The 21,094-nt window shown below is 66.0% G+C and carries 21 protein-coding genes; 9 read left to right on the top strand and 12 right to left on the bottom strand.

Annotated elements, in window-relative coordinates:
- Positions 1 to 15 precede the first annotated feature (15 nt).
- From AWB65_RS22330 to AWB65_RS22350, 5 genes are read right to left on the bottom strand one after another with little or no spacing between them, the layout of a single operon-like run.
- Complete coding sequence (locus AWB65_RS22330; protein ID WP_087669233.1) at positions 16 to 1,650, bottom strand: 3-(methylthio)propionyl-CoA ligase; 1,635 nt, start codon at positions 1,648 to 1,650, stop codon at positions 16 to 18.
- A gap of 55 nt (positions 1,651 to 1,705) precedes the next feature.
- On the bottom strand, positions 1,706 to 2,617 hold the full coding sequence (locus tag AWB65_RS22335) for a sterol desaturase family protein (protein ID WP_087669205.1): 912 nt from the start codon (positions 2,615 to 2,617) through the stop codon (positions 1,706 to 1,708).
- 33 nt (positions 2,618 to 2,650) lie between these two features.
- Positions 2,651 to 3,163 (bottom strand): hypothetical protein, encoded by a 513-nt coding sequence (locus AWB65_RS22340; protein ID WP_087669206.1) that lies wholly within the window; start codon positions 3,161 to 3,163, stop codon positions 2,651 to 2,653.
- A gap of 2 nt (positions 3,164 to 3,165) precedes the next feature.
- Positions 3,166 to 3,912, bottom strand: a complete 747-nt coding sequence (locus AWB65_RS22345) for an FAD-binding oxidoreductase (protein ID WP_159907741.1) — start codon at positions 3,910 to 3,912, stop codon at positions 3,166 to 3,168.
- Entirely contained in the window at positions 3,846 to 4,247 is a 402-nt protein-coding gene (locus AWB65_RS22350) for a 2Fe-2S iron-sulfur cluster-binding protein (RefSeq protein ID WP_087669208.1), read from the bottom strand. Before AWB65_RS22350 ends, AWB65_RS22345 begins: the two co-directional genes overlap by 67 nt.
- 133 nt (positions 4,248 to 4,380) lie before the next feature.
- Here AWB65_RS22350 and AWB65_RS22355 point away from each other — a divergent pair, with 133 nt between their 5' ends.
- The 3 genes from AWB65_RS22355 to AWB65_RS22365 are packed head-to-tail and all read left to right on the top strand — an operon-like array spanning position 4,381 to position 8,357.
- A complete protein-coding gene (locus AWB65_RS22355; protein ID WP_087669209.1) occupies positions 4,381 to 5,337 on the top strand; it encodes a LysR family transcriptional regulator in 957 nt (318 codons plus the stop codon).
- Positions 5,338 to 5,371: 34 nt separating this feature from the next.
- On the top strand, positions 5,372 to 7,303 hold the full coding sequence (locus tag AWB65_RS22360) for an ATP-binding cassette domain-containing protein (RefSeq protein WP_087669210.1): 1,932 nt from the start codon (positions 5,372 to 5,374) through the stop codon (positions 7,301 to 7,303).
- 31 nt (positions 7,304 to 7,334) lie between these two features.
- Positions 7,335 to 8,357 (top strand): CaiB/BaiF CoA transferase family protein, encoded by a 1,023-nt coding sequence (locus AWB65_RS22365; RefSeq protein ID WP_235007719.1) that lies wholly within the window; start codon positions 7,335 to 7,337, stop codon positions 8,355 to 8,357.
- A 12-nt stretch (positions 8,358 to 8,369) separates the two neighbouring features.
- Here the strand turns inward: AWB65_RS22365 and AWB65_RS22370 are convergent, their stop codons facing one another.
- From AWB65_RS22370 to alr, 3 genes are all read right to left on the bottom strand, one after another.
- Positions 8,370 to 8,633 carry a DUF2866 domain-containing protein gene (locus AWB65_RS22370; protein WP_087669212.1) on the bottom strand — a complete coding sequence of 88 codons (264 nt, stop codon included), beginning with the start codon at positions 8,631 to 8,633 and terminating at the stop codon, positions 8,370 to 8,372.
- Positions 8,634 to 8,758: 125 nt separating this feature from the next.
- Entirely contained in the window at positions 8,759 to 10,147 is a 1,389-nt protein-coding gene (radA, locus tag AWB65_RS22375) for a DNA repair protein RadA (protein WP_087669213.1), read from the bottom strand.
- A gap of 61 nt (positions 10,148 to 10,208) precedes the next feature.
- Complete coding sequence (gene alr / locus AWB65_RS22380; protein ID WP_087669214.1) at positions 10,209 to 11,279, bottom strand: alanine racemase; 1,071 nt, start codon at positions 11,277 to 11,279, stop codon at positions 10,209 to 10,211.
- Between the two features lie 253 nt (positions 11,280 to 11,532).
- Between alr and lplT the strand changes: the two genes are divergently transcribed.
- From lplT to thiD, 4 genes are read left to right on the top strand one after another with little or no spacing between them, the layout of a single operon-like run.
- The gene (lplT, locus tag AWB65_RS22385) at positions 11,533 to 12,840 is read left to right on the top strand and encodes a lysophospholipid transporter LplT (protein WP_087669215.1); all 1,308 of its coding nucleotides are present in this window, start codon (positions 11,533 to 11,535) and stop codon (positions 12,838 to 12,840) included.
- A gap of 51 nt (positions 12,841 to 12,891) precedes the next feature.
- A complete protein-coding gene (gene thiM, locus AWB65_RS22390; protein WP_087669216.1) occupies positions 12,892 to 13,707 on the top strand; it encodes a hydroxyethylthiazole kinase in 816 nt (271 codons plus the stop codon).
- A 4-nt stretch (positions 13,708 to 13,711) separates the two neighbouring features.
- Complete coding sequence (gene thiE / locus AWB65_RS22395; RefSeq protein WP_087669217.1) at positions 13,712 to 14,356, top strand: thiamine phosphate synthase; 645 nt, start codon at positions 13,712 to 13,714, stop codon at positions 14,354 to 14,356.
- 4 nt (positions 14,357 to 14,360) lie between these two features.
- Positions 14,361 to 15,173 carry a bifunctional hydroxymethylpyrimidine kinase/phosphomethylpyrimidine kinase gene (gene thiD / locus AWB65_RS22400; protein WP_087669218.1) on the top strand — a complete coding sequence of 271 codons (813 nt, stop codon included), beginning with the start codon at positions 14,361 to 14,363 and terminating at the stop codon, positions 15,171 to 15,173.
- On the opposite strand, the gene AWB65_RS22405 is transcribed toward thiD, so the two are convergent.
- Genes AWB65_RS22405 through tsaB form a run of 4 tightly spaced genes read right to left on the bottom strand, consistent with a single transcriptional unit; the run spans position 15,160 to position 18,518 of the window.
- Positions 15,160 to 16,107, bottom strand: a complete 948-nt coding sequence (locus AWB65_RS22405) for a DUF1853 family protein (RefSeq protein WP_087669219.1) — start codon at positions 16,105 to 16,107, stop codon at positions 15,160 to 15,162. The two genes, thiD and AWB65_RS22405, sit on opposite strands and share 14 nt — an antisense overlap.
- Entirely contained in the window at positions 16,107 to 17,156 is a 1,050-nt protein-coding gene (locus tag AWB65_RS22410; protein ID WP_087669220.1) for a uracil-DNA glycosylase, read from the bottom strand. The genes AWB65_RS22405 and AWB65_RS22410 overlap by 1 nt, the downstream gene beginning before the upstream one ends.
- Positions 17,143 to 17,637: a ribosomal protein S18-alanine N-acetyltransferase gene (gene rimI, locus AWB65_RS22415; RefSeq protein ID WP_087669221.1), complete on the bottom strand. Its 495-nt coding sequence runs from the start codon at positions 17,635 to 17,637 to the stop codon at positions 17,143 to 17,145. The genes AWB65_RS22410 and rimI overlap by 14 nt, the downstream gene beginning before the upstream one ends.
- Complete coding sequence (tsaB, locus tag AWB65_RS22420; RefSeq protein WP_087669222.1) at positions 17,634 to 18,518, bottom strand: tRNA (adenosine(37)-N6)-threonylcarbamoyltransferase complex dimerization subunit type 1 TsaB; 885 nt, start codon at positions 18,516 to 18,518, stop codon at positions 17,634 to 17,636. Before tsaB ends, rimI begins: the two co-directional genes overlap by 4 nt.
- Before the next feature lie 158 nt (positions 18,519 to 18,676).
- Between tsaB and AWB65_RS22425 the strand changes: the two genes are divergently transcribed.
- Both AWB65_RS22425 and AWB65_RS22430 read left to right on the top strand, forming a co-directional pair.
- A complete protein-coding gene (locus AWB65_RS22425; RefSeq protein ID WP_087669223.1) occupies positions 18,677 to 18,946 on the top strand; it encodes an acyl-CoA-binding protein in 270 nt (89 codons plus the stop codon).
- A 391-nt stretch (positions 18,947 to 19,337) separates the two neighbouring features.
- Complete coding sequence (locus AWB65_RS22430; RefSeq protein ID WP_087669224.1) at positions 19,338 to 20,996, top strand: DEAD/DEAH box helicase; 1,659 nt, start codon at positions 19,338 to 19,340, stop codon at positions 20,994 to 20,996.
- The last annotated feature ends 98 nt before the right edge of the window (positions 20,997 to 21,094 follow it).

Consider the following 21,094-nt stretch of genomic DNA (forward strand, 5'->3'; position numbering starts at 1 on the left):
TTCATAAGACTGTCCTCATTGCGTAGCCGCAAGCAAATGATCGCGCCACGCTTCACGCAGCGTGTGCTTGAGCAGCTTGCCGGTCGCGCCGAGCGGAAGGTCATCGACAAAAACGATGTCGTCGGGAACCTGCCACTTCGCGACACGATCCGTGTACAACGCGAGCAGCGCCTCGCGCGTGACGCTCGCGTCGGGCCGCGTCATCACGAGGACGATCGGGCGCTCGTCCCAGCGCGCATGCTTCACGCCGATGCACGCTGCGCGCAGCACGCCGGGATGCGCGAGCGCGATGTTCTCCAGCTCCGCCGAGCTGATCCACTCGCCGCCCGACTTGATGACGTCCTTCGCGCGATCGGTGATGCGCATGAAGCCGTCGCCGTCGATGGTCGCGATGTCGCCGGTTGCGAACCAGCCGTCGGTGGTGAGCGCTTCGGGCTGGTCCGCGCCGAAGTACGCGCTCAGCACCCACGCGCCGCGAATCTGCAACTCGCCCGCCGCGAGGCCGTCGCGCGGCAATTCGGCGCCGCTTTCATCGACGATGCGCAGTTCTACGCCGAACGGCGCGCGTCCCTGCGACAGCGCCACCGACGCGCGCTCGTCCGCCGTCATGTCGGCGGGCGCTCGGCGCGGCGCGGACGCCGTGCCGAGCGGCGACGTCTCCGTCATGCCCCAGGCGTGCAGCACCTCGACGCCATGACGCCCGGTGAATCCGTCGTACATCGCGCGCGAGCACGACGCGCCGCCGATCACCGTGCGCCTGAACGTGCGAAAGCGGATACGCCCGGCATCGGCGTGATCGAGCAGACCCTGCCACACGGTCGGCACGCCGGCCGCGAGCGTCACGCCTTCGTCCTCGATCAGCTTGCAGAGGGACGCACCGTCGAGCGACTGTCCCGGCAGCACGAGCTTGCTGCCCATCGCGGGCGCGGCGTAGGCGAGGCCCCACGCGTTCACATGGAACATCGGCACGACGGGGAGGATCGTGTCGCGAGCGGACAGATTCAGCGAATCCGGCAGCGACACGGCATACGCGTGCAGTACCGACGACCGATGGCTGTACAGCACGCCTTTGGGCTTGCCCGTCGTGCCGCTGGTGTAGCAAAGCGACGACGCCGCGTGCTCGTCGAACTGCGGCCAGTCGTAGCGGTCGCTGTGGGCGCCGATCAGCGTCTCGTAGCTCATCAGGTTCGGAATGCCACTTCCTTGCGGCAAATCGGCTTCGCTGCACAGCGCGACATACACGCCGATCGCCGGGCACGCCTGATGCAGCTTCTGCACGATCGGCAGGAACGTCAGGTCGAAGAAGAGCGCGCGATCCTGTGCGTGATTCAGTATCCACTGCACATGCTCGATCGTGAGACGCGGGTTGACCGTATGCAGCACGCGCGCCGACCCCGACACGCCGAAGTACAGCTCGAAGTGCCGGTAGCCATTCCACGCGAGCGAGGCGACGGTTTCGCCCGGCTTCAGCGCCAGCGCATCGAGCGCGTTCGCGAGGCGCCGGCTGCGGGCGAACGCCTCGCGATAGGTATGGCGATGCACGTCGCCTTCCACGCGACGGCTCACGATTTCGACGTCACCGTGCGAGCGTTCCGCGAACTCCGCAATCGACGACAACAACAGCGGACGATCCTGCATCAGTCCACGCATGGCACATCTCCAGTGCGGCGTCGCGCGCCGCTCGTTGTAGGTATGGGGGACTTCTTCAAGCAGCGCCGACGACGACGGCGCGCCCATCGGCGAGATAGATGACCGCGCGCGCCCCGGCCACTTCGGCGGCGCTGTATTCGCGCTGCGGCGTTGCCTTGCGGACCGCGTTCACCGCAGACTTCGAGCGAAAGAGCGGCCACCAGAGTTGCTCGTACCACGGCTCCGAGCGCACGCCGACGGGCAGCCCGAACGCATCCTGCACGCGATGCGGCGAACCGACCGACGTCCCGTGCAGGTAATCCCATGCGACGAACACGTTCGCGTAGTTCGCCGACGTGTTGCCATAGCGCCCGATGCCGTGATGCACATGGTGATAGTCCTGCAGCACGAAGATTTTCTCGAGCATGTCGAGCACCGCGCGGCCGATCGCGAAACGACGTATCGCCAGATCCCAGCGCACCGCCGTGTGCTGCAGATACACCACGACGATCTTCAGCACGAGCATCGCAAGAGCGGCGTGCGTCGCGCCGAGAAAGAGCAGCGTCCCCGCGATCCAGGTGTTCGGCAGGAGCGCGTTGAACATCCAGTTGTTGCGCATCGTCGCGAGCACGTTCAGGCGCGTCGGCGTGTGATGCGGCTTGTGCAGACGCCACATCCACGGCACCGTGTGGCCGCCGCGATGCAGCCAGTAGTTGCCGTAGTCGTCCATCAGCATCGCGATCGGGAAGACGAGCCACGCCGGGGTATGAGCGAGTGCGCCCTGCCATTGCGGCACGAGGCGCGGCAGCACGGTCGCGATCAGCAGCAGTTGCAGCGCGCGCACGGTGAAGAGGTTGATCGCCGCGCCCGCGCTCACGCCAAGCTCGTTCGCGGTCCAGACGCGCGGCTTGCGATACTCGCCCGCGACGATTTCCCACAGCAGCAGCGCGCCGAACGTGGCGGCTGCGATTTTTGTGTCCAGTGTCATGATCGGTCTCCTCCGAATCTGCTGGCTTTACGCTTACTTTTCGTCGAGACGGCCTGTGCCCGCAACGCCGAACACGAGCTTGCCGCCCGTCTGCGGCGGGCTCACCTCGACCTTCACGTCGAACGCACCGTTAAGCTTCGACATCTCGCCCGTGCCGCCGGTAATCGTGAACGTGCCGGTCTGATGCCAGACGCCTTTGTCATCGAAAATTTTCTGGAAGCGCACGAAGAGCGAACCCGCCTTCTGCGTCTTGAACTCGCAGAACGCGGTGCCATCGACGACGGTGTTCTTCGCATCGACGACATCGACGCCGTCGCAGTTCACGTAAATCGGCTCGGAGCGCGCGTCAAACGTGAGCTTGCCCGCGCCTTCCGCGATGAACGCGAGACGCGCGCGGTCGCCGGGAATCGTCGTGCGGCTCATGTTGCGGATTCCGGTGCCGAGTTGCACCGTCGATTGCAGTTCGCGCGCCTCGACAGCGGTCGTCGCGGCGCTGACTAGAAGGAGCGCGCAGGCTGCGGTGGTGAAACGGTTGGTACGGGACATCGTCAAATCTCCTCGGTTTGAAGGGTGCTCTGATCCAGAAAGCGATCGAAGTGAATATGTGCGGCCGATACGCGCGATGCCACTGCGTCGCGCACGGCATCGACCATCGCGGGCGGGCCGCACAGGAAAAAGGCGCTCGACGCGACGTCGCAATAGGCGTCGAGGAATTCAGTGCAAAAGCCGGCGTGGCCGCTCCACGGCGAGCCGTGCGGTTCATTCGAGAGCACCGGCACGAAGATGAAGCGCCCCGCCCAGCGCGCGGCGAGCGCTTCGATTTCGTCGATGCAGTAAAGATCGGCTTGCGTGCGCGCCCCGAAAAAGAGCGTGACGTCGGGCACGTGCGGTTCGTCCACCATCGATTCGAGCAGTGCCTTGACCGGTGCGAGTCCGCTGCCGCCCGCGACGCAGACCATCGGCCGGCCGCCGCCCGTCGTGCGGCCGAACGCGCCGAGCGGAGCGGTCAACGTGACGCGCGCGCCGCTGCGATCCGCTTCGAAGAGCCATTCGGTGAACGCGCCGCCAGGCACGCGCCGCACGTGAAAATGAAGGCGCGTCTGGCCGCCAGGCTGCGGCGCGCAGGCGAACGAATAGCAGCGCGGAGCATCGGCGAGCACCGCGTGGCCGGGCACCGCGATCTGCGCGTATTGGCCGGCGCCGTAGCGCACCGGCTGGTCGGTATGGATCACGAGTTCGCGGATGTCGTGATTGAGAAGCCGCGCGCTTTCGATACGCCCTTCGACCGTATGCACCGCGTCGGCTTCGCCGTGATCGGCGACACTCCAGGCACGATCAGCTCGACGTCGCTCTGCGGCACGCACTGGCACGCGAGTACGAAGCCCGCCTGCAATTCATCGCTGGAAATGTGATTGGAGATATCGCGCTTCAACTGCACGCGCCCCGCGACGAGCTGGCTGCGGCACGAGCCGCAATCGCCGACGAGGCAAAGATGCGCGATCTTGATGTTGTCCCGAAGCCCCGCCTTGAGGATCGTCTCACCCGGACGCACGTCGCAGACGTGCTCGGTCCCGGCGATGGAAAGCCTAAAGGCGCGCGCCCCGCTCGCGAGAGTTCGCTGTTCTGCCATGCCATCTGTCTCCTGGATTCGTGTTGAATCTTTTTTGTGAGACAAGAGTAGGCATGCCAAAAAATAAACGGAACTGAAGTGTTAGCATATGAATCATTCACGCCGTGAATAGTTGAACGAACCCATCACGACCATGTCCCTGCGCGCCATCGACCTGAATCTCCTCGCGATCTTCGACGCCATATACAAGACGCGTAATCTCACGCGCGCCTCCGAACGCATCGGCCTGAGCCAGCCGGCGGTGAGTCACGCGCTCACACGCTTGCGCGAAACCTTCGGCGACCAGCTCTTCCTGCGCGACGGCCGCGCGATGGAGCCGACTGCGCGCGCGCATCGGCTCGGCGTCGCGATAGAAAGCGTGCTGAACGACGTCGACGGCATGCTGCGCGACGATGCCGTGTTCGATCCGTCTGGCTCGCAGCGCGAGTTCAACCTCGTCCTCTCCGACTACGGCGAGTTGCTGATCCTGCCCGCGCTGATGCGGCGCCTGCAGGATCTCGACACGCAACTGCGCATCAACGTGCGCGCGCAGCATTTCGGCGAAGTGCGCGACGCGATGCAGTTCGGCAAGGTCGATTTCTATTTGTGGGCCGTGCCCGTGAAGGACAGCGGCTTTCGCTGCGAGCCGGTCGCGACCGACACGCTGTCGTGCATCGTGCGGCGCGGGCATCCGCTACTCGATGCGCCTGTCACGCTCAAGCGGTATATGCACGCGCGTCATATCGGCATCGGCTGGCCGAGCTGGCACGGCGCGCGTCCGATCGACCAGTTCCTGCACAGCAAGGGCCTCGCGCGCGAAATCGATACGACGGTGCATTCGTACTTCGACGTGCCGCGCGTAGTCGCCGTGACCGATCTCGTGAGCACGATGCCCACGCGCATGGCGTGCGAAATCGCGGCGCAGCACGGGCTCGTCGCGTTCGAGGCGCCGCTCGCGGGGCTGAATATCGCGATGTATCTGATGTGGCACAGCCGGCTGGATGGGGACCCGGCGCACCGGTGGATGGGGGGATTGTTGAAGGAGTTGATTGCGGCGGGGCCGGCGGCCGCGGTGAAGGCTGGCCGGCGCCGCGCAGCGCCAGCAGTCTAAAATACCCCTTTCCCCCCGCCCCGGTCGTCACGTCGTGATTCGCTTCAACCAATTCAGCCTTGCACGCGGCACCAAGCCGCTTTTCGATGCGACCACGTTCGCCCTCAATCCGGGCGAGAAGGCCGGCCTCGTCGGCGCGAACGGCGCGGGCAAGTCGACGCTCTTCTCCGTGCTGCGCGGCGACCTCCACGCCGACGGCGGCGACTTTTCGATGCCGCCGTCCTGGCAGATCGCTCACGTCGCCCAGGAGACGCCCGCCGTCGACCGCACAGCGCTCGAATACACGCTCGACGGCGACACGCAACTGCGCGCGATCGAAGCGCGCATCGCGGCGGCTTCGGCGGCTCACGACGGCGCCGCCGAAGCACACGAGCACGCCGCCTTCGCCGATGCCGACGGCTACACCGCCCCCGCGCGCGCCGAAGCGCTGCTGCTCGGCCTCGGCTTCACGCTCGCGCAGACACGCGAAGCGGTCGCGAGTTTTTCGGGCGGCTGGCGCATGCGGCTGAACCTCGCGCAGGCGCTGATGTGCCGCTCCGACCTGCTGCTCCTCGACGAACCGACCAACCACCTGGACCTCGACGCGATCGTCTGGCTGGAAGACTGGCTGCATCGCTATCCGGGGACGCTGATCGTGATTTCGCACGATCGCGAGTTTCTCGATTCCGTCTGCGACGTGACGCTGCATCTGGAAAACCGCCAGATCAAGCGCTACGGCGGCAACTACAGCCAGTTCGAGATCCTGCGCGCACAGCAGATCGCGCTGCAGCAGAGCGCCTATGAAAAGCAGCAGAAAACGGTCGAGCATCTGCAAAGCTTCATCAACCGCTTCAAGGCGAAGGCGACCAAGGCGAAGCAGGCGCAAAGCCGCGTGAAGGCGCTGGAAAAGATGGAACTGATCGCGCCGGCGCACGCGTCGTCGCCGTTCACGTTCGAATTCCGCATGCCCGATGCCGCGCCCAATCCGATGATCGTCATGGACGACGTCCGCTGCGGCTATCACACCGAAAGCGGCGACGTGCCGATCGTCGAGAACGTGACGCTGTCGATTCAGAACGGGCAGCGCATCGGCCTGCTCGGCGCGAACGGCCAGGGCAAGTCGACGCTCATCAAGACACTCGCCGCCACGCTCGATGCGCTCTCGGGCACCGTGCGCCAGGGCAAGGGCCTGCGCATCGGCTATTTCGCGCAGCATCAGTTGGAAACCCTGCGTCCCGACGACTCGCCGATCCAGCATCTCGCGCGCCTCGCGCCCGACACCCGCGAGCAGGAATTGCGCGATTTTCTCGGCGGCTTCAACTTCTCCGGCGAGATGGCGACCGCGAAGATCGCGCCGTTTTCCGGCGGCGAGAAGGCGCGCCTCGCGCTTGCGCTGATCATCTGGCAGAAGCCGAACCTGCTGCTCCTCGACGAGCCGACCAACCACCTCGACCTCGAAACCCGCCACGCGCTGACGATGGCGCTCGCCCAGTTCGAAGGCACGCTGATCCTCGTGTCGCACGACCGCGCGTTGCTGCGAGCCACGACCGACATCTTCATGCTGGTGGCGAAGCACCGCCTGCAACCGTTCGACGGCGATCTCGACGACTATCGCGACTGGCTGCTGCAGCACGCCGCCGAAGCGCGCGCGGCGGCGAAGGAAGCGAACGGCTCAGCCGATGCAGGACAGGACTCCGGGCAGAATCGCAAGGAACAGCGCCGGCTGGAAGCGCAGGAGCGGCAGAAGCTCTCGCATCTGAAGAAGCCGTTGCAGTCGCGGATCGCGAAGATCGAGAAGGAGATGGACGCGCTGCATGCGGAGAAAACGGCGCTCGATCACTTCGTCGCCGATCCGGCGAGCTACGAGGCGTCGATGAAAACCAGGCTCACGGATTCGATCCGCCGCCAGGCCGACGTGAACGCGCGGCTCGAAACGCTGGAGCTTGAATGGCTCGACGTGCATGAGGAGCTGGAGCAGATCGGCTGAAGCACTAACACCAGAAACCGGAGAACGAGCCTTGTCGCAAACCTTACCCCTCGACGGCCTCTGCGTGCTCGACCTGACGCGCCTCCTGCCCGGCCCCGTCGCGACGTTGCGACTGGCGGAACTCGGCGCCGATGTCCTGAAGATCGAAGCGCCAGGCGAAGGCGACTACGCCCGCTCGATGCTGCTGAGCGACTCGGATCGCGCGTCCGGCACGCCGAGCGCGTTCTATCGGCAGGTCAATCGCGGCAAGCGCTTTCTCACGCTCGATCTGAAAAGCGACGAAGGCCGCGCGCAACTGATCGACCTCGCGCGCAAAGCCGACGTGCTCGTCGAGAGTTTTCGACCTTCGGTGATGGCGCGGCTCGGCGTCGGCTACGACGTGTTGCGCGCGGCGAACCCGAAGCTCGTCTATTGCGCGATCACGGGTTTCGGCAGCGACGGGCCGTTCACCGATCTGCCCGGCCACGATCTCAATTACATCGCGTATGCGGGCGTGCTGGATCAACTTGCCGCAAGCGACGGCACGCCGATCGTGCCGAACTTCCAGATCGCGGATTTGCTGGGCGGCGCGCTCGCGGCCGTCACGCAGATTCTCGCGGCGCTCTGGCCGGTGGCGCGCGGCGGCGAGGGCCGCTGCCTGAATGTCTCGATGACGCACGCCGTGCACGCGCACAACGTAATGGCGCACATCGCGCTCGACAATTCCGCCGATGCCACCACCCGCACCGGCGCCGGGCTGCTGAACGGCGGTGCGCCCTGCTACAACGTCTATCGCACGCGCGACGATCGCTTCGTCGCGGTGGGCGCGCTCGAACTCAAGTTCTGGGAAAACTTGTGCAACGCGCTCGGACGGCCCGAATGGGCGGCGCGGCACTGGAGCCTCGGCCAGGCGATCGGCGGCGCGGACGCCGACGAACTGACGCAATCGCTCGCCGCGTTGTTCCGCGAGCGCACGCGCGACGAATGGATCGCACTGCTCGAACCGCTCGGCTGCTGTGTGGCGCCCGTGCTGACGCCCGCCGAAGCGGCGGCGCATCCGCTGTTTCAGCGCTAAACCGCCTCGCGTTTAACGGCGCGGCAAGGTCTGCCGGGGCATGCGCTCATCGTCGACGAGCATGTGTTTGCGGCCCGTCACGTGACGTCGAATGGTCGCGACGACTTCATCCTCGGTCACGTCCGCCGCCACGACGCGGCGCGAAATCTGCCCTTCGGCATCGATCCATTCGACGATCCGGCAGCCGCCACCCCACGGATGCTCGATCGGCGCCGAGACGCGGCAACCGCGCAGGTGATACGAAGGTTGCTGCCCGGATTGTTCTGAGTGTTTCAAGGCGTAGTCCTCTACTCTTGCAGGCTTTCGAAATTGCAGCCGTGAAAGGATAAGAAAACTACGCACCGATTGGGTTACATGCGCCGCCAACTCTTTTACGCGGCGTTACGAGGGACCGAGCGCTTTTAGTCCAGCGAGCGCACCCGGTCGATCGCTTCCTCGATGCGGTCCACCGCGATTACCTCCAGCCCGTCGATGGGCTGCTTCGGCGCGTTCGCCTTCGGAATCAGCGCGATCGAAAAGCCGAGCTTCGCGGCTTCCTTCAGCCGGTCCTGTCCGCGCGGCGACGGCCGGATCTCACCTGCGAGCCCCACTTCGCCGAACACGATCAGACCCTTCGGCAGCGGCTTGTTGCGCATCGACGATTGAATGGCCAGCAGCACGGCAAGATCGGCGGCAGGCTCGGTAATCTTCACCCCGCCGACCGCGTTCAGGAACACGTCCTGATCGAAGCACGCGATGCCGGCATGCCGATGCAGCACCGCGAGCAACAGCGCGAGCCGGTTCTGCTCCAGCCCGACCGCGAGCCGGCGCGGATTGGACACGTGCGCCGTATCGACCAACGCCTGCACTTCGACGAGCAGCGGCCGCGAGCCTTCCTGCGTCACGAGCACGCACGATCCCGACACGCTCTGCTCATGCTGCGACAAAAACAGCGCCGACGGATTCGCCACGCCGCGCAGGCCGCGCTCGGTCATCGCGAAGACGCCGAGTTCGTTGACCGCGCCGAAGCGGTTCTTGAACGCGCGCACCAGCCGGAACGACGAGTGCGTGTCGCCCTCGAAGTACAGCACCGTATCCACGATGTGTTCCAGCACGCGTGGCCCCGCGAGGTTGCCCTCCTTTGTTACGTGGCCGACCATGATGATCGCCGTGCCCGTCTGCTTGGCGATGCGCGTGAGTTGAGCCGCGCACTCGCGCACCTGTGCGACCGAGCCGGGCGCGGACGTGAGCGCTTCGGAATAAACGGTCTGGATCGAATCGATGACGGCGACTTCGGGCCGTTCGGCGTCGATCGTCGCCTGGATTTTTTCGAGCTGGATTTCGGCGAGGAGCCGCAAATCGGGCGCGGCCGATTCCAAACCGTTCAAGAGGCCGAGCCGCTGGGCGCGCAATGCGATCTGCGCGCCGGATTCCTCGCCGCTGATATAAAGCGCGGGCCGCTCGCGCGCGATTTCGGCAAGCGACTGCAGCAGCAGCGTCGATTTGCCGATGCCCGGATCGCCGCCGATCAGCACCACACCGCCCGCCACGAGTCCGCCGCCCAAAACGCGATCGAATTCGCCGATGCCGGTGGTGAAGCGCGGTACGTCGGTCGCTTCGATATCGGCGAGCCGCCGCACCGTCGAGGTCTTCGCGAGCGCCTGGAAGCGATGCGCCGAGGGCGTTTCCGCCACCGATTCCACCAGCGTGTTCCACGCGCCGCATGCGGGGCATTGCCCTTGCCACTTCGGCGCCTGACCGCCGCATTCGCTACAGATGTAAAGCGTCTTCGCCTTCGCTACTTTTGCCACGCGTGATCCTGAATTCGACTGCTGTTAAAAACTTCTATTTTGTCAGACGTGACGCAGATGCTCATTCCGCCCGCACCGGCACGCGCTGCGCGACCGCGCACATCAGCTCGTAGCCGATCGTGCCGCAGGCTTGCGCGACGTCGTCGATGGGGAGGTTCGCGCCCCACAATTCCACGCGCGAGCCGACGCCCGCCGTCGGACACGGGGTCAGGTCGACGGTCAGCATGTCCATCGACACGCGCCCGACGAGCTTCGTGCGAATCCCGTCGACGATCACGGGCGTCCCTTCCGGCGCGATGCGCGAATAGCCGTCCGCATAGCCGCACGCGACCACGCCGATCTTCATCTGCTTGCCCGCCGTATAGGTCGAGCCGTAGCCGATCGTGTGCCCCTTGTCGACCGACTGAACGGCGATCAACTCGGAGGAAAGCGTCATCGCGGGACGCAGGCCGATGCCGGCGATGTCGGCCGTCACGCCCGACGGCGACGCGCCATACAAAATGATGCCCGGCCGCACCCAGTCGAAGTGCGCCGCCGGATGCCAGAGCGTCGCCGCGGAATTCGCGAGGCTGCGCGCGCCCGCGATACCTTCCGCGCCGCGCTCGAATGATTCGAGCTGATACGCGATGCCGCGCTCGCTGTCGGCGTCGGAAAAATGGGTCATGAGCGTGATCTGCCCGACGCCCTGGCACGCTCGCGCCCGTTCCCACGCAGCGCGATAGCGCTCCGGCGTGTAGCCGAGGCGGTTCATGCCGCTATTCATCTTCAGTTGAATGTTGACCGGTTTCGAGAGCCGCGCCATTTCGAGCATGCGCAACTGCTCGTCGCAATGGACGGCGGTCGTCAGGCTGTAGCGGTCGATCACGTCGATGTCGGTCGGCCGGAAAAAGCCTTCCAGCAGGAGAATCGGGCCGGCCCAGCCGAGTTCGCGCAACTTCGCGGCTTCTTCGAGGTCCAGAAGTCCGAAGCCGTCGGTGGCACGCAGTCCGGGGAACGCCCGGGCCAGTCCGTGGCCGTAGGCATTGGCCTTGACGACGGCCCAGATCTTGGACTTCGGAGCGTGCTTGCGCGCGACTGCGAGATTGTTGGCGAGTGCGGCGGTGTGGATCGTGGCGGACAGGGGGCGCGGCATGAGAGTTCGGATTAAACGCAGTTGGAGCGCGAGGCGAGCGAGCAGTTCAAGACGCCTTGCGAATCAGTATCTTATGAAGAACCAGCAGCACGGTCGTGTGTTTTGCAACACCTAATCGAGATTACTGCTAGTCAGAATGCGCCTATTTTCGTGTTATAAAGCCGTGCACACAACCCATTTCGAACGGAATAAGCCCGACCGCGCCTCAGGCGGACGGGGCGGATCACCCGCAGTGAGGAAAGCTTCGGATCAGATGAAAAAAGGTTTTTACACCATCATGGCCGCGCAGTTTTTCTCCTCGCTGGCCGACAATGCGCTTCTGATCGCTGCTATTGCACTGCTGAAAGATCTTCACGCCCCAAACTGGATGACGCCGCTGCTCAAGCTGTTCTTTGTGCTGTCGTATGTCGTCCTCGCCGCGTTCGTTGGCGCCTTCGCCGACTCCCGGCCGAAGGGCAACGTGATGTTCATCACCAACACCATCAAGGTGGTCGGTTGTCTCACGATGCTGGTCGGCGCCCATCCGTTGCTCGCGTACGGCATCGTCGGATTCGGGGCCGCCGCGTATTCTCCCGCGAAGTACGGCATTCTCACCGAGCTGCTGCCGCCCGACCGGCTGGTCGCAGCGAACGGCTGGATCGAAGGCACGACGGTCGGCTCGATCATTCTCGGCACCGTCATGGGCGGCGCCCTCATCAGTCCGCATATCGCCGGGCACATCCTCAGCCTGAACATTCCGCGCATCCACACGCCGGCCGAAGCCGCGATGCTCGTTATCGTCGTGATGTACGCGGTCGCCGCCATCTTCAATCTGCGCATCCCCGACACCGGCGCCCGCTATCCGAAGCAGGAGACGCGCCCCGTCAAGCTCATCACCGATTTCGCCGACTGCTTCGTCACGCTCTGGCACGACAAGCTCGGCCAGATTTCGCTCGCGGTCACCACGCTCTTTTGGGGCGCGGGCGCGACGCTGCAGTTCATCGTGCTGAAATGGGCCGAAGTGGCGCTCGGGATGTCGCTCTCGCAGGCGGCGATCCTGCAGGCGGTGATCGCGGTCGGCGTGGCGGTCGGCGCGATTCTCGCGGCCGCGCGCGTGCCGCTCAAGCGCTCGCTCTCGGTGCTGCCGGTCGGCATCATGATGGGCCTGGCCGTCATGCTGATGGCGTTCTACACGCGCGACCTCTTCCCCTCGACCTGGGGCGTCTCGATTGGCGCGATGCACGTACCCGCCTATCTGCTCGTCGCGTATGTGTTCCTGATGATCGTCGGCGGATTGTCGGGCTTCTTTGTCGTGCCGATGAACGCGCTCTTGCAGCATCGCGGACACGTTTTGCTCTCCGCCGGCCACTCGATTGCCGTGCAGAATTTTAACGAAAATCTCTCCGTGCTCGTGATGCTGTGCCTGTACGCCGTGCTCGTCTGGCTCGACGTGCCGATCCAGTTCGTGATCGTGCTGTTCGGCTCGTTCGTCTGCCTGATGATGTATTTCGTGATGCGCCGGCACCAGGCGAATCAGCGCGCATTCGATTCCGTCGCGCTGATCGGCGAGGCGCGTCACTGATTTTCGCAGCGCCTGCGCCAAGCAAACGCCGCTTTCCTTTTTCCTACGACCATGCACGCCGCCGATCTCCATTCGTTCGCGACGCGCGTGCGTGAGAACGCACCGCTCGTCCATTGCCTGACGAATCTCGTCGTCACCAACTTCACGGCGAACGTCCTGCTCGCGATCGGCGCCGCGCCCGCGATGGTCGTCGCGCGCGAAGAAGCCGGCGAGTTCGCGGGAATCGCCAACGCGCTGTCGGTGAATCTCGGCACGCTCGACGTGCCGCAGTCGAAGGCGATCCGCGTCGCCGTCGATGCCGCCAACGCCGCCGGAAAGCCCTGGGTGCTCGATCCGGTCGCCGTCGGCCCGCTCGCGTTCCGCACGGAATTCGCGCTCGATCTGCTCGATTCGAAGCCGGCGGTGATTCGCGGCAATGCGTCGGAGATCATCAGCCTGTCGGGCGGCACGGCGAGCGGCCGCGGCGTCGACAGCACCGCCGCCACCGATGCAGCCCTAGACGCCGCGCAGATCCTCGCGCTCAAAACGCAGGCTGTCGTCGCGGTGACAGGCGCAATCGACTACATCACCGATGGACGACGCACGGTCGCGCTCTCGAACGGCTCGCCGTTGATGACGCGCGTGACGGGCGTCGGCTGCGCACTCTCGGCGACGGTCGCGGCGTTCGTGGGCGCGTCGGCAGGGCCTGAAGAATACTGGCTCGCCACGGTCGCCGCCGTCGCCTATTCGACGATCGCGGGCGAACTCGCCGCGCGCGACACCGCGTTGCCCGGCAGCTTCGCCGTGGCCTATCTCGACCGGCTGGCCTCGCTCGATGCGGCCAGCTTCGCCGCGACGCTCGTCGCGCGCGACGTCACGGCGGCTTAAAGGCATGCGCCCCGCCTTCGATCTTTCTCTCTATCTCGTGCTCGATCCCGTGCAGTGCGGCGGCCATGCGGCATCGCTCGGTGTGGCGCGTGCGGCGATCGAAGGCGGCGCGACCGTCGTGCAACTTCGTGCGCCCGAGTGGCACAAGCGCGCGTGGCTCGCGCTCGCCCGCGACTTGCTGCCGATCACGCGCGCGGCGGGCGTGCCGCTCGTCATCGACGATCACGTCGATATCGCGCTCGCGTGCGGCGCCGATGGCGTGCACGTCGGCCAGCGCGATTTGCCCGCGGACGTTGCGCGCCGCCTGATGGGGCCGGACGCGTTGATCGGCCTGTCGGTGTCGTGCGCGGCCGAAGTGGATGAAGCGAACGGTCTGATCGACCTCGTCGATTACCTCGGCGCCGGCCCCGTCTTCGCCACGCCGACCAAGACCGACGCCTCCGCGCCCTGCGGCATCGACGGCTTGGCCGCGCTGTGTGCACAGTCGCGCTACCCGACGGTCGCAATCGGCGGAATCCAGTTGCACAACGCCGTCGACGTGCTGCGCGCGCGTCCGGCGGGCGTGGCGGTCGTTTCGGCGATCTGCCGCGCCGCCGATCCGCGCGATGCCGCCGCCCGGTTGCGCGAGTCGATCACATTGAAGCCCTGAACCCATGCCAGACACCAGACCAATTCCCAACGTCCTCACGATCGCCGGCTCCGATTCCGGCGGCGGCGCGGGCATCCAGGCCGACCTGAAGGCGTTCTCGGCGCTCGGCGCGTACGGCGCGAGCGTGATCACGGCGCTGACCGCGCAGAACACGCGCGGCGTGACGGCGATCCACACGCCCGACGCCGCGTTCGTCACCGCCCAGCTCGACGCCGTGTTCGACGACATCCGCATCGATGCCGTGAAGATCGGCATGCTCGCGAACGCCGACATCGTGCGTGCGGTCGCCGATGCGCTCAGGCGCCATCGGCCGCAACACGTCGTGCTCGATACCGTGATGATTTCGAAGAGTAATCACGCGCTGCTCGCGCCGGAAGCGGTCGCCGCGCTGCGCGACGAACTGCTGCCGCTCGCGACGCTCGTCACGCCGAACCTGCCGGAGGCGGCCGCGCTGCTGAACACGAACAGCGCCGCTGACGAAGACGCGATGGTCCGCCAGGGCGAAGCGCTTCTCGCGCTCGGCGCGCGCGCGGTGCTGATGAAAGGCGGTCATCTCGCCTCCGCCGACAGCCCCGACTGGCTCGTTGAAGCAAGCGGCGCGCTCAGGCTCGGCGGCGCGCGCGTGCCGCTGAAGAACACGCACGGCACGGGCTGCACGCTTTCATCGGCGATCGCGGCGCTGATCCCGCAAACCGACAGCCTCGCCGATGCCACCGCAGAAGCCAAGCGCTACCTGACCGGCGCGATCGAACAGAGCGCGCGGCTCGATGTCGGTCACGGCGTCGGCCCGGTACATCACTTTTTCAGATGGTGGTGAGCGCGAATTCGCGCGCGCGTTCCGGCCAGTCGTCCGGGACGATAAAGCCGCGCGAACGTTCGACGAACTCGCCTTTTTCATTGCGGCCGTAAGCGGCGACCATGGTCGGCGAGACGGTGCCGGAGAGGCGTTCGCGGATAGTCGCAGCATGAGCGAGCAAGGCGTCGCCATCCGACGCCGCGAGCCGCCGCGACGCGAGCCACGCGAGACGCGGCTGGACGACCCAGGCATCGTCTGATTCCGCGTGCATCGCGCCCCATTCCGATACCGTGCGCCACCAGCCGCGCAGATGTGCGTCGCCGAGTTCGGGCGCCGGCGTCACGCTCTCACCGTGATAGAAAAGCCGCCCCTTGATATACAACTGCGGCTCCCACGGCCCCTCGAATCCGAGCGACGCGAATTCCGCGCGCGATGTAAGCGCGAGCTGATGCGTGAGCAGACGCTCGTGCTTCAGGTCGAAGCGGTCCTGCAGATTGGGCCCGACGTAGTCGGACAGACGCGCCGTCGCGGCGGAACCGTCGCCAATGTGCAGATAGAACTTCACCGCCAGTTCCCAGTGCAGGCGAGCGCCGCGAGCGGTTTGCAGCAGAAAGTCGAATTCGCCGATCGTCACGCGCTGGCGCCGCAGCGGCACGTTCGCCGCGACGAGGCTCGCGGCCGGACCGTGTGTCAGGAAATATTCGAGGAGACTTTCGGCGTAGAAGCCAAGCCGCGTGAGTTTTGGATTGCGCGCGCGCTCGTGCAGCGTGGCCGGATCGCGATCGAGGACGGCGAGCCAGTCGAGCGTGGCGTCACGTTCGGACGGCGTCTCGAACGGATGGGCGAGCGGCGCGCCCGCGTGGCTCGCCCGCAGGAGATCGGGCGCGAAGAGCAGCCACGCGAGATCGCGGACGGTGACGTCGCCGTAGGCATCGACGAGCCGCTCCGCATCCATTAGTTGCCACCCTGCGCAACTCCCAGCGCATCGAGGGCTTCGCGATACGTTTTATTCGCGAGACAGAGGTCGGCCCAGGCCTTCGCCTTGTCGGGGAGACTGCGCAGCAAGTACGCCGGGTGATAGGTCACGATCACCGGCACGCCTTCGTACTGGTGCACGCGACCGCGCAGCGACGCGATGCTCGCCTCGGTTTTCAGCAGACTCTGCGCGGCGAAGCGGCCGAGCGCGACGATCACCTTCGGTTTCACGAGCGCGACCTGGCGCTGCAGATACGGCTCGCAGCGCGCGACTTCGTCGGGCTCCGGGTTGCGGTTGCCCGGCGGGCGGCACTTGATCACGTTCGCGATGTAGACGTTCGAATCGCGCGCGAGCGTGACAGCGCGCAGCATGCTGTCGAGCAGCTTGCCCGCCTGGCCGACGAACGGCTCGCCGAGCTTGTCCTCGTTTTCTCCCGGCGCCTCGCCGATCAGCATCCAGTCGGCCTCGCGGTCGCCGACGCCGAAGACCGTGTTCGTGCGGCGCTCGCAGAGTCGGCAAAGCTGGCAGTTCGCGACGCGGTCGGCGAGGGTGGGCCAGTCGAGGGTGTGGGTGTCGGCGGGAGGTTCTATCGCGGCGGGCGTTAAAGGCGCGACGGGGTCGTCATCGAGCCAGGGGAGGTCGTCGAAAGGCGGGGCATCGAAGTAGTCGGCGGGTGATTGCGGTGGTTCACCGGTTCGCGGGAATGACGCGGGCATTCGCGGCGCTTCGATGTCTTGCGCGAATGACGCTGAGGCGTCCAGCGGCTCGACATTCTGGGTCGGAGACTGAACTGCCCGGGGCGTTTCGACTTTTTGCATCAGAGGCGCGGCTGTTTGTAGCGTTTCGACGGTTTGCGACAACGGCACAGGCGCTCGCGAGACATCAGCGTTCCGCGGCGGCAACGCGGGCGCCAAGACCGCTTCATCGGTCCGCGGTGCAGGCTGCCCAATCGCCCCCACCCCACTCCGCCGTCTGACCCAGACCGGCCCGAGCCCGAACTCTTCCAGCATCGATTCATGCAGCGCCATGCGCGCCCTCCTTCGAAAACGACAGACGCATGACGATTGCGTCCTCGCGCGACCGATGCCGCGCGGGGTAATAATTCTTGCGACGCCCGATCGCCGAAAACCCGAAGCGCTCGTAAAGCTGGATGGCGCGCGGATTCGACGGCCGCACTTCGAGCAACACACCGTCGAGCTTCTCGGCGCGCGTGATCCGCACCGCCTCACGCAGCAGCGCGAGCCCCGCGCCGGCATGCTGCGCGGCAGGCGCGACGCACAGATTGAGCAGATGCATCTCGTCGACGACAGGCATCAGCACGCAATAGCCGACCAGCGTCCCGGTCACATGCCGCATGCACACGCCGAAATAGCCGTTCCTGAGCGAATCCTGAAAATTGCCGCGGCTCCACGGAAACTCGTAGGCGAGCTTTTCGATGGCGGCGACTTCGTCGAGATCGGCCTCCGTCATCGAGGACAGGTAACGATCCGCGAGCAGCACCCCGCTCACCGTACCGGCTCCTCTTCCTTGCCGCGCGCGTCCTTCGCCGCGCGCGCTTCGATCCGCTCGGCGGTGGTCTGGGCGACCTTGTCGCGCACATACTCCGGCGCGGCGAGTTCGGGCGGCACCGTGCGACCGGCACGCAGCGCACGCAAGCCCGCCAGCGCGACGGGCAAAGCGTGCGGCAACGCCTCGTGATCGACACGCGCGGCCGCCGCCACCGCAGGCAGCCGCTCGCCAAACGCCGCCGCGCCGTTGCCGGCGAGCGTGAAAGGCGCGTCGGGCAGGACGAGCGCGTCCGGCGCATCGAGCGATGCGGGGCGGATCGTGCGCCAGTCGCCGGCGGCGGGATCGAATTCGAAGTCGGCCCAGTAGACCTCGTCCATGCGGGCGTCGAGCGCGGCGAGCACGCGCGTCACCGACGGCTCCCGCAGACGCGCGAATTCCGCGCACGCAAGCAAGGTGCCGATCGGTACGACCGGCACGCCGAGCCCGAACGCGAGCCCCTGCGCGACGCCCGTCGCCGTCCGCAGCCCGGTGAACGAACCCGGACCGGCGCCGAACGCGATCGCCGTGCAATCGGCGAGCGCGAGGCCGGCGTCGTCGAAGAGTTCGCGGATCGCGGGCAAAAGCCGCGTACTCGATACCGCGCCCGTCGCTTCGTGGCGAAACCACACGCGGCTCGACCCGGTGACGTACGGCGGCGCAGCGTCGTTCCGAGCCGTGACGGCGTTCGGCACCCCGACAGCGTTTGGAGCCGTGACCGCGTTCGGCACCCCGACGGCGCTCACGGCCGCGGCGCTTGATGAAGTATCGGTATCGGCGAGAAGCAGCGCGACCGAGCAGAATTCGGTCGACGTATCGAGGGCGAGCAAAACGGTGCGTGTCATAGGCGCCATTGTAATGCGGGACGTAACGGTCGAGCCGCGCGCCTTACGCCCTGCCGATCGCAAAAAAGCGCGCGCTCGTCTGGAAGAAAGCCTCGACAGCCGCGCCGCGCATGCTTGCTATGATCGTCCGTCCCAAAATAGCAACGAGGAGAACCCGGATGAGCGACATCAACGCGCAATTCGCCCAGGCTCAGGCCGACGTCAAGCAACTGCCCGAGCGGCCCGGCAACCTGACGCTCCTGCGTCTCTACGCGCTCTTCAAGCAGGCGAGTACCGGCGACGTGCAGGGCGACAAGCCCGGTTTCGCCGACATCGCCGGCAAATACAAGTACGAAGCGTGGTCCGCACTCAAGGGCACGTCGCAGGACGAGGCGAAGGAGCAATACGTCGAACTCGTCGAATCTCTAAAAAGCGGCGCGTCCGCCTGAACCGCTTGCCGACGGCCCGGCGCAGGGTTTTCCGCACTGGTGCCGTCTTAATATCTGGCGCACTGCAACAAATTTCGATATACTTGCTGCTACGCGCTTCACTGTGAACTAAGTTTTTAACGCAGCGCGGCGTTTCGTAGCGTTTTGCTCCAATCCAGTTTAGAAACTGTCCCCTCCTTGCTAGGCCTCTTTCGGCCCGTCATGCACCAGGCTGACGTCAGCGCCCTCCCGGCCTGCCGTATCCGATACAGCTTCTAACAAAAAAGCTCGCCTTCACTGTCGCGAGTTGCCCCCGTTTTTCGATTTGCTCGCTGTTTCTTCGCTCGCTGAATCCGACGACTTGGGTATGCCGATTGGCGCCGACGCCTCTTTTCCCGTTTCAAGGATCGACATGACTTCGAGCAATACCCAGAGCCCGTTGGACACCATCGCAGCACAAGCACTCGGCACGGACGCAACAGTCGCGCCGGCATCGCCCGCCATTCAAGCACCGATTCAAGCCACCCCGCCCGTTCAGGCAGCGGTAGCCGTTCCTGAAGGCCCGAGCTTCGAATCCCTCGGCCTGTCCGCCGACATCGTTACCGCCCTGACGGCCGCCGGCTATCAGGTCCCGACGCCCGTGCAGCAGCGCGCGATTCCCGCAGCGCTCGCCGGACGCGACCTTCTCGTTTCCAGCCCGACCGGTTCGGGCAAGACCGCGGCGTTCATGCTGCCCGCCATCGAGCGCTTCTCGCAGCTCGAAAAGCTCGCCGCATCGCAGCCGCGCGAGCCGCGTGACCCGAACGGCCGCCCGGCGCGCCGCCAGCAGCCCGTCGCGCGCCCGAGCCTGCTCGTGCTCACGCCGACGCGCGAACTCGCGATGCAGGTTACGGCAGCCGCGACCAACTACGGCAAGCATCTTCGCCGCCTGCGCACCGTCAGCATTCTCGGCGGCGTCGCGTACGGCCAGCAGTTGATGCTGCTCGCGAAGAACCCCGAAATCCTCGTCGCGACGCCGGGCCGCCTGCTCGATCACCTGGAACGCGGCCGTATTGATTTGTCGAACCTGACGATGCTCGTCCTCGACGAAGCCGACCGCATGCTCGACATGGGCTTCATCGACGACATCGAGACGATCGTCGCCGCGACGCCCGCTTCGCGTCAGACACTGCTGTTCTCGGCCACCATCGACGGCAAGATCGGTTCGCTGACCGGCCGTCTGCTCAAGAACCCGGAACGCATCGAGATCGTCCAGAAGCTCGAAGCACAGAACAACATCGCGCAGACCGTGCATTACGTCGATGACCGCGATCACAAGGATCGTCTGCTCGACCACCTGCTGCGCGACGCCGACCTCGATCAGGCCATCGTCTTCACGGCGACGAAGAACGACGCCGACCAGCTCGCGATCCGTCTCGCCGACGCCGGTTTCGAATCGGCCGCGCTGCATGGCGACCTGCCGCAGGGCGCGCGTAACCGCACGATCCGCGCGCTGCGCGAACGCCGTGTGCGCGTACTGGTGGCCACCGACGTCGCGGCTCGCGGCATCGACATCCCCGGCATCACGCACGTGTTCAACTACGACCTGCCGAAGTTCGCCGAAGACTACGTGCACCGTATCGGCCGCACGGGCCGCGCGGGCCGCACGGGCACGGCGGTGAGCCTCGTGCATCACGCCGAGCAAGGCGCGTTGAAGCGCATCGAGCGCTTCGTGCGTGCGCCGCTCGCCGTGAACGTCATTGCCGGCTTCGAGCCGCGCAAGTCGGCGCCGAGCGGCGGCCGTGGCGGCTTCGGCGGTGGACGCGGGCGTCCGGGCGGCGGTTCGTCGGGTGGCCGTCGTTACGGCAGCGGCGGCGGCACGGGTACCGGCGGTTCGGGCAAGCCGGGCGGCTGGGGCAACAAGCCGGCAAGCGCAGGCGCGCGCGACGGCGGCTATCGCGGCGGCAATAGCGACGGCGGCGGCTATCGCGGCGGTTCGCGTGACGGCGGCAGCGGCTTCGGCAGCGGTTCGCGCGACGGTTACAGCACGCGTCGCAACGACGGTCCGCGCGCACCGCGCCGCGGCAGCTAAGCGATAAGCGATGCCGGAGGGCGGCTGAATCGCCCTCACCTGGCAAGCACTTCAAAAAAACCGATGCCTCGTGCAGCGGTTTTTTTTCGTCCGCTCCC

The organism is Caballeronia humi, assembly GCF_001544475.1.
Taxonomy (GTDB): Bacteria; Pseudomonadota; Gammaproteobacteria; order Burkholderiales; family Burkholderiaceae; genus Caballeronia; species Caballeronia humi.

Bases quoted from the DNA above. Each gene is read 5' to 3' on its own strand.
- AWB65_RS22330 (WP_087669233.1), bottom strand. From the start codon at position 1,650: ATGCGTGGACTGATGCAGGATCGTCCGCTGTTGTTGTCGTCGATTGCG.
- AWB65_RS22335 (WP_087669205.1), bottom strand. From the start codon at position 2,617: ATGACACTGGACACAAAAATCGCAGCCGCCACGTTCGGCGCGCTGCTG.
- AWB65_RS22340 (WP_087669206.1), bottom strand. From the start codon at position 3,163: ATGTCCCGTACCAACCGTTTCACCACCGCAGCCTGCGCGCTCCTTCTA.
- AWB65_RS22350 (WP_087669208.1), bottom strand. From the start codon at position 4,247: ATGGCAGAACAGCGAACTCTCGCGAGCGGGGCGCGCGCCTTTAGGCTT.
- AWB65_RS22355 (WP_087669209.1), top strand. From the start codon at position 4,381: ATGTCCCTGCGCGCCATCGACCTGAATCTCCTCGCGATCTTCGACGCC.
- alr (WP_087669214.1), bottom strand. From the start codon at position 11,279: ATGCCGCGCCCCCTGTCCGCCACGATCCACACCGCCGCACTCGCCAAC.
- lplT (WP_087669215.1), top strand. From the start codon at position 11,533: ATGAAAAAAGGTTTTTACACCATCATGGCCGCGCAGTTTTTCTCCTCG.
- thiM (WP_087669216.1), top strand. From the start codon at position 12,892: ATGCACGCCGCCGATCTCCATTCGTTCGCGACGCGCGTGCGTGAGAAC.
- thiE (WP_087669217.1), top strand. From the start codon at position 13,712: ATGCGCCCCGCCTTCGATCTTTCTCTCTATCTCGTGCTCGATCCCGTG.
- thiD (WP_087669218.1), top strand. From the start codon at position 14,361: ATGCCAGACACCAGACCAATTCCCAACGTCCTCACGATCGCCGGCTCC.
- AWB65_RS22405 (WP_087669219.1), bottom strand. From the start codon at position 16,107: ATGGATGCGGAGCGGCTCGTCGATGCCTACGGCGACGTCACCGTCCGC.
- AWB65_RS22410 (WP_087669220.1), bottom strand. From the start codon at position 17,156: ATGGCGCTGCATGAATCGATGCTGGAAGAGTTCGGGCTCGGGCCGGTC.
- tsaB (WP_087669222.1), bottom strand. From the start codon at position 18,518: ATGACACGCACCGTTTTGCTCGCCCTCGATACGTCGACCGAATTCTGC.
- AWB65_RS22425 (WP_087669223.1), top strand. From the start codon at position 18,677: ATGAGCGACATCAACGCGCAATTCGCCCAGGCTCAGGCCGACGTCAAG.
- AWB65_RS22430 (WP_087669224.1), top strand. From the start codon at position 19,338: ATGACTTCGAGCAATACCCAGAGCCCGTTGGACACCATCGCAGCACAA.